Raw genomic sequence first — 10,983 nt, forward strand, 5'->3', positions numbered from 1 at the left:
CATGGGACCGCTGACCCGCGGTGAGGCCGCCGAGCAGCTCGCCGCCGCGACCGGGCGCGAGCCCGAGATCGCGTCGGCGATGATCCGCGACTACCTCGACGACACTAGCGAGCAGCTCGGCTTCTCCGTCCACCGCTGGGGCCTGGACGCCGGTGACGTCGAGGAGATCCGCCGCGGCTACGAGTGGGTGGACTACGAGCGCGGCGAGACCGCCGCGCAGGCCCGGACGCGGGCGGCCGAATACGCGCAGGGCTGGACCGAGATCGCCGCGACCGACGACAGCCCCGGCTACTCCGGGCACGTCGATCGGCAGGCCGCGCTGTGGACCGAACGGGCCCGCGGGTTCGAGGCTCCGGCCGAGGTCCCGGTCGTCGAGCAGGAGGCCGACGCGGAGGGGTGGTCGCGATGATCCCGCCCGAGCCGCCCGCAGACGTCGCGGGGCTGGCACGCGAGGTCGACGGTCTGCGCCGCGAGCTCGCCCCGCTGCGCCTGCTTCCGAGCCGGGTCGACGAGCTGTCGCGGATCCTGGCCGACCTGGCCGAGACCGTCACGGCGCTCCGCACGCGGGCGTCGACCCCGGCGCCGTCGTGGCTCATGGCACCCACCGACGCGACGACGACCGGAACCCTGCTCGACGAGCTCGCCGCCTGGCTGCGCGCGATCTACCTCCGCTACCCGGACGCCGTCGAGTCGTTCCCGGACTGCTGGTGCTGGCACCCGCACGTCGTCGAGGAGCTGCTCTGGCTCATGTACGCGTGGGCGGCGGCGTACCAGGGGCCGTCGGCGTCGGTCGCGCTGGCGGGGGAGTGGCACGACCGGTGGCGGCCCGGGGTCGTGCGCCGGATCAAGGCGACGGCCGGGGTGTGCTCGCCGGAGAACCACCAGAGCCGTGCGGGCTGGCCCGAGGTCTCCACCGGTGCGCCGGAGGTGCCGGCCGAGGATCAGCTCGCTGAGCTTGCCGAGTGGTGGGCTGAGCGTCGTGATGAGCGGGCGCCCGAGCCGCCGGGGCGCGGCAGCGTCATCGGGGATGCGCTGCGAGGCGGCCGATGACCCGCATGGTCGTGTGGTTGCCCGGTCTCGCCGTCGCAATCGGCGCGGCGGCCGCCACCGCGCATGGGCTCTACGAGGTCGCCGTCGCGTCGCGGGTTCCGGCTGGGATCGCCTGGCTCTACCCGCTCATCACGGACGGCCTGGCGCTGGTCGCCTACGCCGCGACGGCGCGGCTCACCGGTTCGGCGGCGCGGTACGCGTGGGCGGTCGTGGTGATCGCGGCCGGGCTGTCCGGGCTCGCGCAGGCGATCTTCCTCGCGTCCGACGTGACCCTCGAAGCGTCGGCGGCGGTGCGGTTCGGGATCGGCGCGTGGCCTGCGGTGGCGGCGGCCGTGGTGGCACACCTGTTGTACCTGCTCGCTGAACACCAGCCCGCCCGCGGCGGAAGTGAACGCCCAGCTGTACAGCGGGATGAACAGCCCGCTGTACAGGCCGAGCCCGAACGGCCTGCGGCGGTCGAGATCGACCCCGCCAGACCGGCCGAGTCACCGCAGCGCGACCGTGCCGCGAGCGAGGCCCGCGCCCACCGCGCCGAGCACGGTCGGCTGCCGACCGTCTCCGAACTCCAGGACCGCGCCGACGTCTCCCGCGGCACCGCAGCCAAGGCCCTCAAAGCCCTCCGAGACCAGCCGACGACTCCACATCCACTCCAGCTTGTCCCGACTCCCCAGAACCACGACGACACCGACTCCAGGACCACCTCATGATCAAGAGCCAGACCAGAAAAGATGCTTCACACCTAGGCATCGTGATCAACAGGGCCGGTTCCCGGCGGTGGGCCGGATGCTGAGCATCGCGGTCGGCTACAGCCCCGAGTACCTCCTGAAGGAGGTCGCGACGGGCCGCGAGAGCTACTACACCGGCGCCGTCACCGAGGGCGAACCTCCGGGCCGCTGGTGGGGCGTCGGGGCCGAGAAGCTCGGCCTCCGTGGCCTGGTCGACGCCCAGGACATGACCGGTGTCTACGAGCGCTTCCTCGACCCGCGCGAGGATGGTTTCCGCGACAAGGACCGGTGGGACGAGGTGTTCACGCTCGGCCACACCGGCCGGAACTACCGGTCCGAGGACGAGGTGTACGCCGCCGCGCTTGAACGGGAGCCGAAGGCGAGCCCTGAACGGCGCGCTGAACTCCGGGTCGAGGCGGGCAAGCTCGCGCGCCGGAACGTGGCCTTTCTGGACGTCACGTTCAGCGTTCAGAAGTCCGTGACACTGCTGCACACCGCGTTCAACGCCGAGGAGGTCAAGGCTCGTACAGCGGGGGACGAGGTCGCGGCCGAAGCATGGAGTCGCTTCCGCGGGGCGGTCGAGGACGCGATCTGGGAGGGCAACAACGCCGGTCTGGCGTACCTCTCGGACAAGGCCGGCTACACCCGGCTCGGGCACCACGGCGGAGCCGCGGGCCGCTACGTCGACGCACACGACTGGGTCGTCGCCTCGTTCTTCCAGCACGACTCCCGCGAGCACGATCCGCAGCTCCATATCCACAACGCCGTCCTCAACCGGGTCGAGACGCCCGAGGGGGACTGGCGCACCCTTGACTCCCGCGCGATGCACCGCTGGCGGGCCGCCGCGGCGGCCGTCGCCGAACGCACCTCGGAGGAGCGGCTGACCCACACGCTCGGCACCACGTTCGCCACCCGACCCGACGGCAAGGCCCGCGAGATCCTCGGCGTCTCGCCGGAGGCCATGGGCCTGATCTCCTCCCGGCGCCGCGACGTCAGCGCCAAGGCGGCCGAGCTGATCGACGCGTTCGAGGAGCGCTTCGGCCGCACGCCGAACGGCCTCGAGCGAGACCGGCTCTCCCGGCAGGCGACCTTCGCGACCCGCCGCGCCAAGTCGAACAGCGGCGAGACCCGCGAGCAGCTGCTCGACCGCATCGACAGCCGACTGCGCACCGAGGTCGCCGACGGGCTCTCCGGTCTCGCCCGCTCCGCGCTGGAGGCCCGGCCGTCGGCACCTGCCGCGCAGACCTGGTCACCGCAGGCCGTGATCGAGACCGCGCTCGCCGACGTCCAGGCGAAAAGGGCCGGGTGGACGCGCTCCGATCTCACCCGGGCGATCAACGCCGCGCTGCCGGACTACCTCGCCCTTCCGGCCGGGACCGACGTGGCCCAGCTGCTCGACGATCTCGCCGACGAGGCGGTGAAGTACGCCGTCCCTCTCGACGCCGCCCGGCCCGGCGAGCCGGATCTGCCTGCTGCGCTCCGGGTGGCGAACGGCCAGTCCGTCTACCAAGCACCGGGCGGGCAGCTCTACGCGACTCCGGACCAGGTCCGCACCGAGCGGATCCTGCTTGCGGCCACCGCCGAGCGAGGCGCGACCGCGCTCTCCGACGCTGCGGCTCAGCGGTTCCTCGACGGTCTGCGCACCACAGGGATCGAGCTCGGGGCAGACCAGGCCGCGGCCGTGCGGGGCGTGCTGACGTCTGGGGCGCGGGTCGTGACGTTGGTCGGGCCGGCGGGGACGGGGAAGTCGTTCGTGGTCGGTGCGATCGCCCGCGGCTGGACGGACCCGGTGCTGCACGACGGCGAGAGCGAGCGTCGGGTCTTCGGCCTCGCCACCTCGCAGGTCGCGACGGAGGTCCTGGCGGGGGAGGGACTGCGGGCGCGGAACGTCGCGCAGTGGCTGGGCACCCAGGAGCGCGACGAGCCGGAGTGGCGGCTGCGTGCGGGTGACCTGGTCGTCGTCGACGAGTCCGCGATGACGGACACCCCGGCGCTCGCCGCCATCCATCAGCGGGTCGACGCGGCCGGCGCGAAGCTCCTGCTGGTCGGCGACCACAAGCAGCTCGCCGCGGTCGGCGCCGGCGGCGGGATGGACCTGCTCGCCGGGTCCGGCGCCCGCTACGAGCTCAGCGACGCCCGCCGGTTCACCGAGGACTGGGAACGCGCGGCATCGCTGCGGCTCCGCGCCGGGGACGAGTCCGTGCTGCGCGAGTACCACCGGCAGGGTCGGTTGCTCGACTCCGGCTCCGCCGAGCAGGCCGAGGCGTCGGCGTCGCGTGCGTGGTTGGCCGACACCCTCGCCGGGCGTCGCTCGATCCTGCTGGTCGACACCAACGAGCAGGCCGCACAGCTTTCCGCCTCCCTACGCGCCGAGCTCGTCCGCCTCGGCCGGGTCCAGGAAGCAGGGGTGCCGCTTGGGCTGCAGGGCACGTACGCGGGCGTCGGGGATCTCGTCGAGGCGCGGGCGAACGGCTGGGATCTGGCCGGGCAGCACGGGAACCGGCGAGGTCCGATCAACCGGGAGACCTACCGAGTCACCGCGCTGCGGGAGGACGGCGGCCTGGACGTCGAGACGCTCGACGGCGAGCCGATCGCGCTCCCCGCGTCGTACGTGGGTGATCGGCTGGCCCTGGCCTACGCGTCCACGGTGCACTCTGCGCAGGGGTCGACGGTCGACACCAGCCACGTCGTCGTTACACAGCGGACCGGGCCGGCGGCGCTGTACGTCGGGATGTCGCGGGGGCGGGCGTCGAACACGGCGCACGTGACCACGGAGTTCGCCGTCTCGGATCCGGCGGACGGGCGGCCGGACCAGACCCTGCGGCGCGATCCCGTCTCCGCGCTGGCCGTCGTCCTCGATCCGGACGGGCTGACCACGCCTCGCTCGGCGCTGGCGACAGCGACGGAGTCCGGGGAGGAGCGTGGGTCGGTCCGCTCCGCGGCCGAGCTCCTCGCCGACGCCGCCCACCTCGCCGCCACCCAACGCACCGCGACCTGGCTCGACGATCTCGCCGCCGAGGGCGTCCTCAGCATCCGGGACCGGGCGCGGATCGCGGCCGAGGACGGCGCCGCGTCGCTGACTCGCGTCCTGCGCAGCGCCGAGTTGGCCGGCCACGACGCGCGCCAGGTCCTGACCGAGGCCGTCGAGGGCCGCTCGCTCGACGACGCCCGCAACGCCACCAACGTCCTCTACTCGCGCATCACCGACCGGCATCGCTTTGACCCCGCAGGGACGACGTGGGCGGATTGGACCCCGCGCGTCGACGACCCGGAGTGGCAGCGCTACCTCGACCAGCTGGCGGCCGCGGCGGACGGCCGGGCCGTCGAGCTGGGGGAGGAGGCTGCGCGCGAGGCGCCGCGTTGGGCGGTCGACGCGTTCGGCGAGCCACCAGCGGAGGCGATCGAGCGGGAGGCGTGGGTGTCGCGAGCCGGACCGGTGGCCGCCTACCGGGAGCTGCGCGAGCACACCGGCGAGGACGCGCTCGGGCCCGCGCCAAGCCCCGGCCAGGTCGAGGCATTCGCGGCGTACCGCGCGGCGTGGCGTGCCCTCGGGCGGCCGGAGATCGACCGCGAGGAGATCGAGATGTCCGACGGCCAACTCCGGCTGCGGGTCCGCGCGGCCGAACGGGAGGAGGCGTGGGGACCGCGGTACGTCGCCAACGAGCTGGCCGGCACCCGTCAGGCCGCCGAGGCGCAGCGGCAGAAGTCGGTCCTGCTGGCGACCGAGGCAGGCCAGAGCGACGACCCGGACCGGCTGCTCGGCGAGAGCCGGGACGCCGAGGCCCTCGCTGCGACGCTCGACGAGCGCCAGGGCCAGCTCCAGGAGCTCGACGACGCGCGCTCGCGCTGGCTCGTCCACACCGCCGCCACTCGGGCGGCCGGGGACCGCGCTCAGGCCGAGCTCGCCCTCCGGCACGTCGACGACGTCGAGCCCGAACCACGGGTCACCGCCGACGAGTGGCTGGCCGCGCACCGGGCCGCCGATGTCGACGACGACCGGCACCGCGAGATCACCGAGGAGTACGAGCTCGACGCTGGCCGAGTCGACGAACGCGAAGCGCCACAGGACATCCGCGAGATCGCCGCCGCCGAGGAGCCCGTGCGGGGCGAGGACGCCGTGCGGGTGCCGGACGCGGACGAGACCTCCGCAGCGATCGACCGCGCCCACCGGGCGCTCGCGGAGATCCAGGCCCGCGAGGTCTACGACGCCGCGCACGAGGCGGAGCAGCAGCAGTACGTCCAGACCGACGAGGCCGAGTTCATCGAGGAGGACGCGTGGGAACGAGCATGAGGTCAGCTGACCGGCGTCAGGTCCGGTACCGGACCACTCGACCGCCACGCCCAGCGCAGCGTCGCGGCGACCGCCTCCACGAAACCCGGCCGGGTCGCGACGAGCGGCGGGGGAGGGGTGCGGGCGGCCATGATCTCCGCGGCCAGGAACTCCGACTCGATGAGCTCCTCGGACGCCAGGGCCGTCGCCTTCGTGACCGGCGCGGGCGTCGGCATGCGGTGGCCGTTCGAGGTCTCGGTGACCGCGCGGGCCATCCAGCGGCAGGTGAGTGCGACGCCGCCCGCGGTCCAGTCGGTGATCCCGCGCTCGCCCTGGGCCCGCGACTGCTCCTCGGCAGCGTTCCAGAGCGCGGCGAACTCCCCGAGGGGCACGCTCAGGTTGCCCGGCGGGATGCGGTCGAGATGGCGCTCGGTCACGCGCACACACCGAGGATCCCATCCGCGGCCGACGACGTCACGGCTCGAGGTGAGCACGATGTCTGAGCTGCTCCGGGCCGCGTTGGTACACGCCTCGCGCGGCTGGCGGGTCTTTCCGCTGCGGGCCGGGGACAAGCGGCCTGCTATCAAGGACTGGGAAGCGCGGGCGACGACGGATCCGGTGCGGATCCGCCGGGCGTGGCTGCGGGAGCCTCGCCTAAATGTCGGGATTGCTTGTGGCCCTTCGAATCTCGTCGTGATCGACCTGGACACCTCGGACCACGGGTCCGTTCGGCCCGCGGAATGGGATCGACCCGGCATCCGCGACGGCGTGGACGTCCTGGCGGCGCTCGCGGCCGACCACGATGAGCCGCTGCCATGGGAGACGCTGTCCACGCAGACTCCGTCAGGCGGCGAGCATTGGTACTTCAATGCGCCGGAGGGCCGTCGGATCAGGAACAGCGCCGGTTGGCTTGGCTGGCTCATTGATGTTCGCGCATCCGGCGGCTATGTCGTGGCGGCCGGATCCGTGGTGCGCGGGCGGAGGTACCGCAGCAACGACGTCGACGAGGTCGCTCCGCTGCCTTCCTGGATCGCCGAGCTGCTGGACGATCCTGCGGTTCCGCGTCCTGATCTGGGCCCGGTGCTGGACATCGTCGGCCGCCGCTCGCAGTACGCCGCCGCGGCACTGCGCGGGGAGATCGAGCACGTTCTTGCCGCAGGCAGGGGGAGCCGCAACGCCTCGCTCAACAAGGCCGCCTTCGCCCTCGGTCAGCTGGTCGCCGCTGGACTGCTCCCGGACGGTCTGGCCCGATCTGCGCTGGCCGAAGCCTCCGCAGCCGTCGGCCTCCCGGCGAGCGAGGCGGACCGCACCATCCGCTCCGGCCTGACCGCTGGCAGCCAGCAACCCCGCACCGCACCGATCGGGAGTGATCGACCGTGACGCAGCGCCGAAGCGCTCGCGACATCCTGACCGGCCTCGACGCCGACCGCCGTCTCGCCGTCCTGCACGGCGAGGACGCGGCGCAGCCGCAAGGCTGGGACGCGGACCCGACTCCGCTCACCCCGCGCCGCCTGGTCCCGCCGTTCCCAGTCGACGCGCTGCCGACGTGGGTTGCCGACATGGTGCTGGCGGTCGCGGAGTTCACCCAGACCCCACTCGACCTCCCCGGCTGCCTGGCACTCGCGGCGCTCTCGACCGCGGCGGGTGGCCGGGCGGACGTGGAGATCCGCCCGGGCTGGCGAGAGCCGCTGAACCTGTACACGGTGGTCGCGATGCCGCCAGGCTCGCGCAAGAGCGCAGTGTTCGCGGCGATAACGGCGCCGCTGCTGGAGGCGGAGCGGCAGCTCATCGAGCAGGCCCGGCCGCGGATCGCCGAGGCGGAGCTCGCACGCAAGATCGCGGAGGCCGAGGCAGAACGGCGCGCGAAACAAGCGACGAGCGCTCGGGATCGACTGGACCGCGAGGAGGCCCTGGCGTCAGCGGCCGAGGCATCCGTCGAGGCCGACCAGCTCGTGGTCCCGCCGGTGCCGCGCTTGATCGCCGACGACGTCACCACGGAGGCCGCGGCATCGCTGCTCGCCGAGCAATGTGGAAGGCTCGCCGTGCTCTCGGCGGAGGGCGGGATCTTCGCGACGCTCGCGGGCAGGTACTCCGGCGGAGTCGCGAACCTCGAGGTCTTCCTCAAGGGCCACGCGGGCGACCTCCTCCGGGTCGATCGCAAGGGCCGCCCAGCTGAGCACATCGCGGCCCCGGCCCTCACGCTCGGCTTGGCCCTGCAGCCCGAGGTGCTCACCGACATCGCCCGCATGCCCGGCTTCCGCGGCCGCGGCCTGTTGGCCCGGATCCTGTACTCCCTGCCGGAGAACACCGTCGGCCGCCGCCGCATCGGCGCGCCCGCGGTCCCGGCCCCGGTCGACCGCGCCTACAGCTCCCGCCTCGCCCGTCTGGTCGTCACCCTGGCCGCGGAGCACGAGCAGCTCCACCTACGCCTGAACGACGAGGCCAACCATCGTGTCCTCGACCTGGAGCGCGGCCTCGAGCCCCGACTCGACGCGCACGCCGATCTCGCCCACGTCACCGACTGGGCGTCCAAACTGACCGGCGCGACCGCCCGAATCGCGGGCCTGCTTCACCTCGCCGAACTCCTCCCGACTGCCTGGTCCCAGCCCGTCGAAGCCCGCCACATTGAGGCCGCGGCCAGGCTCGGTCAGTACTTCCTCGCCCACGCCCTGGCCGTCTTCGATCGCATGGGCGCCGACCCGACCATCGACGACGCCCGCGCCGTCCTGGACTGGATTGCCCGCACCGGCGCCGAGCACTTCAGCCGCCGCGACGCCTTCACCGGCCTCTCCCGCGCCCGCTTCCGCAAGGTCACCGACCTGAGCCCGGCCCTGGCGCTCCTGGAGGCCCACGGCTTCATCCGCCTCGCCGCCCCGTCAGCACCGACGGGCGGCCGCCCGAGCTCACCGCGATGGGAGGTCCACCTCCGTGCCGCGAAAGCCGCGAAAGCCGCAGAAGATGGGAGCTGAGCACCTTCTGCGGCTTGTGCGGCTTTCGCGGCATGACGCGGCTCGGACTCAGCGCCTCGCAGTATTTGGCTTGGGTCAGATCCTAGAGAGTTGGCAGTTCGTCAGGGAGGTGCCCATCAAGTGCCACCATCAACTCTCGTTCTCTCACGACCGCATCCCTGACGGATTCTCGTGTTGGTCCACCCTTGGATGCATGCGCGAACAGTATTTCATCCAGCTGCCGATCCACGCCTTCGAAGAGTTCTCTGGCCTCTATCAGCTCGGATATTAGGCGATTTCTTCCTTTCGCTGTGGCAACAAGCTGAACTTTCTCGCGCCAAAAGCGATGAGCCATGTAGTTCCTCTTGTTCAGAGCAACTTCAAGTTTTGCGCACAGCTCAGGCTCGTCAGGCAGTAAGACGCGGAGTCGCCTAATTGTCTTTCCGAGCGTTCGAGTCATTAGTTCGGATACGAGTGTGTCGTACTCTTCCTGACTTTTTGCCTGTGGCAGGGCGTCCATGACAGAGAGCAGATTGATCACTCCCATCTCGAGAACCTGAGCCATGTAGATTGCCAACCCGAACTGGGCATAAAGTTCGCGGTGATGATATGACTCATCACTTAGTGAGTCATCACGGTCGACCTCGTCGGTCCAATCGTTGGCCATTTAGGCAGGCTCCCCGGTAAATTGTTGCAGGCATCTAGCTATCTAGGCTGTGGAATTCTGTGCCAGTGATATTCAGTTGAGCGTGGTCCTGATGCTACAGTTCAGCGTGTCCGTTGATGAGGAATATGAGCCTGAGGCTCCCATCTTTGGCGATAATCTGCTGGTAGAGCGCGCCGTGCGCATGGCAACCTCGATGAGCATGCCTCACGCGGCATTGGCATCGTATGCCCGATGGTGGCAGCTCGAGTACTGGCTCAGAGAGCTCGTCTACGTCGAACTGCGCGCTAAGTACGGCTTGGAGTGGGGCGGCCACGTCCGGGCAGGAGTGGGGAGGCAGGCTCAGGACGCTGCCTACACTCATATGGAGGCAGCGGACACCGAGAACCCTTTAGCCTACCTCGACTACAGTCAGCTTATTCAGGTTATCGAATCTGAGTGGAACCTCTTCGAGCCTTCTCTTATGAATCAGACAGTATGGAAAGGGCGACAGGAGGAGTTGGCTAGGATACGCCACAGGATCGGACACATTCGGACACCGCACACAGATGATTTGAGTCGCTTGGACCAGACTCTGCGCGACTTAGAGCGGGGAACGTATATCGCGCTGGCCACCTACAACATGAGGCGGCAGCCAGACTTGGCGAAGAATGGTGATCCGGTCACGCTCGGCTGGCTAGGTGAGGCGCATCCAACAGCTAAGAGGTTGATCCGTCATGCCGAAGACCAGTATGAGGTTAGTATTAGACTGACGGTCAGTCAAAGGCCTTGGGCGACCTGGCCCGACGACCTTTCAAATGCTCCAGGGATAATATGGCATTGCGACTTCTTTCTGCGCAGGAGATGGATCGATGCCCGCGCATTTTGGAATAGCGATGAGCTGCTGCTTACCAAGTACTATCTAATTCATATGCTTGCCGATGGGCCGCACCAAGTCGGCTTCAGTTTTTCAGCCGCCGACGATCCTGAACTTATATCGGACGCAATAGGCGAAACCTTCGATGCGGTGCTCTCGGCTTCGAGGTGGACCCAGTTGTCGGACGAGAGGTACCAGGAGCTCGATCGCCGTGCTCGGTCCGTTGACTATCGTTTGAAAGCATCGAGTCCGTGGAACGTCGTCAACGATCAGACGCTGCCGATCAGCAATTTTGGATCTGGTGGAGGCGTGGAGTCGATGCCTCGTTGGAGATGAGCTCGAATCTGGGTGCTGAACTTGGGCGCTTCGGCTCGTCACGAGAAACGCGGTTGCTGGACAGGCGGGATCGCCGGAAGCTGATGTCTCAAGCACACACGTGGGCGTCAGCCGGTTGGTGAATCGCCCGGCGC

At 70.2% G+C, this 10,983-nt stretch carries 9 protein-coding genes; 7 read left to right on the forward strand and 2 right to left on the reverse strand.

The window, feature by feature from the left end:
• The first annotated feature begins 1 nt into the window (after position 1).
• The 4 genes from L3X23_RS33975 (at position 2) to mobF (ending at position 6,066) form a co-directional block, all read left to right on the forward strand.
• A complete protein-coding gene (locus L3X23_RS33975) occupies positions 2–409 on the forward strand; it encodes a hypothetical protein (RefSeq protein ID WP_237197745.1) in 408 nt (135 codons plus the stop codon).
• A complete protein-coding gene (locus L3X23_RS33980; RefSeq protein ID WP_237197747.1) occupies positions 406–1,050 on the forward strand; it encodes a hypothetical protein in 645 nt (214 codons plus the stop codon). Before L3X23_RS33975 ends, L3X23_RS33980 begins: the two co-directional genes overlap by 4 nt.
• Positions 1,047–1,757 (forward strand): hypothetical protein, encoded by a 711-nt coding sequence (locus L3X23_RS33985; RefSeq protein WP_237197749.1) that lies wholly within the window; start codon positions 1,047–1,049, stop codon positions 1,755–1,757. The genes L3X23_RS33980 and L3X23_RS33985 overlap by 4 nt, the downstream gene beginning before the upstream one ends.
• Before the next feature lie 76 nt (positions 1,758–1,833).
• Positions 1,834–6,066, forward strand: a complete 4,233-nt coding sequence (mobF, locus tag L3X23_RS33990) for a MobF family relaxase (RefSeq protein WP_237197750.1) — start codon at positions 1,834–1,836, stop codon at positions 6,064–6,066.
• Between the two features lie 2 nt (positions 6,067–6,068).
• On the opposite strand, the gene L3X23_RS33995 is transcribed toward mobF, so the two are convergent.
• Entirely contained in the window at positions 6,069–6,482 is a 414-nt protein-coding gene (locus tag L3X23_RS33995; RefSeq protein ID WP_237197753.1) for a hypothetical protein, read from the reverse strand.
• 58 nt (positions 6,483–6,540) lie between these two features.
• On the opposite strand from L3X23_RS33995, the gene L3X23_RS34000 reads away from it, so the two are divergent.
• On the forward strand, positions 6,541–7,425 hold the full coding sequence (locus L3X23_RS34000; RefSeq protein ID WP_237197755.1) for a bifunctional DNA primase/polymerase: 885 nt from the start codon (positions 6,541–6,543) through the stop codon (positions 7,423–7,425).
• Complete coding sequence (locus tag L3X23_RS34005; RefSeq protein WP_237197757.1) at positions 7,422–9,014, forward strand: YfjI family protein; 1,593 nt, start codon at positions 7,422–7,424, stop codon at positions 9,012–9,014. Before L3X23_RS34000 ends, L3X23_RS34005 begins: the two co-directional genes overlap by 4 nt.
• 82 nt (positions 9,015–9,096) lie before the next feature.
• Here L3X23_RS34005 and L3X23_RS34010 read toward each other — a convergent pair whose 3' ends face one another.
• Positions 9,097–9,660, reverse strand: coding sequence for a hypothetical protein (locus L3X23_RS34010; RefSeq protein WP_237197759.1), 564 nt, complete (start codon positions 9,658–9,660; stop codon positions 9,097–9,099).
• An 82-nt stretch (positions 9,661–9,742) separates the two neighbouring features.
• On the opposite strand from L3X23_RS34010, the gene L3X23_RS34015 reads away from it, so the two are divergent.
• Positions 9,743–10,849, forward strand: a complete 1,107-nt coding sequence (locus tag L3X23_RS34015) for a Swt1 family HEPN domain-containing protein (protein WP_237198195.1) — start codon at positions 9,743–9,745, stop codon at positions 10,847–10,849.
• Positions 10,850–10,983 lie beyond the last annotated feature (134 nt).

It is taken from the genome of Pseudonocardia sp. WMMC193, assembly GCF_021728735.1.
Lineage (GTDB): Bacteria > Actinomycetota > Actinomycetes > Mycobacteriales > Pseudonocardiaceae > Pseudonocardia > Pseudonocardia oroxyli.

Coding starts and splice junctions, on each gene's coding strand:
- L3X23_RS33975 (WP_237197745.1), top strand. CDS start 2: ATGGGACCGCTGACCCGCGGTGAGGCCGCCGAGCAGCTCGCCGCCGCG.
- L3X23_RS33980 (WP_237197747.1), top strand. CDS start 406: ATGATCCCGCCCGAGCCGCCCGCAGACGTCGCGGGGCTGGCACGCGAG.
- L3X23_RS33985 (WP_237197749.1), top strand. CDS start 1,047: ATGACCCGCATGGTCGTGTGGTTGCCCGGTCTCGCCGTCGCAATCGGC.
- mobF (WP_237197750.1), top strand. CDS start 1,834: ATGCTGAGCATCGCGGTCGGCTACAGCCCCGAGTACCTCCTGAAGGAG.
- L3X23_RS34000 (WP_237197755.1), top strand. CDS start 6,541: ATGTCTGAGCTGCTCCGGGCCGCGTTGGTACACGCCTCGCGCGGCTGG.
- L3X23_RS34010 (WP_237197759.1), bottom strand. CDS start 9,660: ATGGCCAACGATTGGACCGACGAGGTCGACCGTGATGACTCACTAAGT.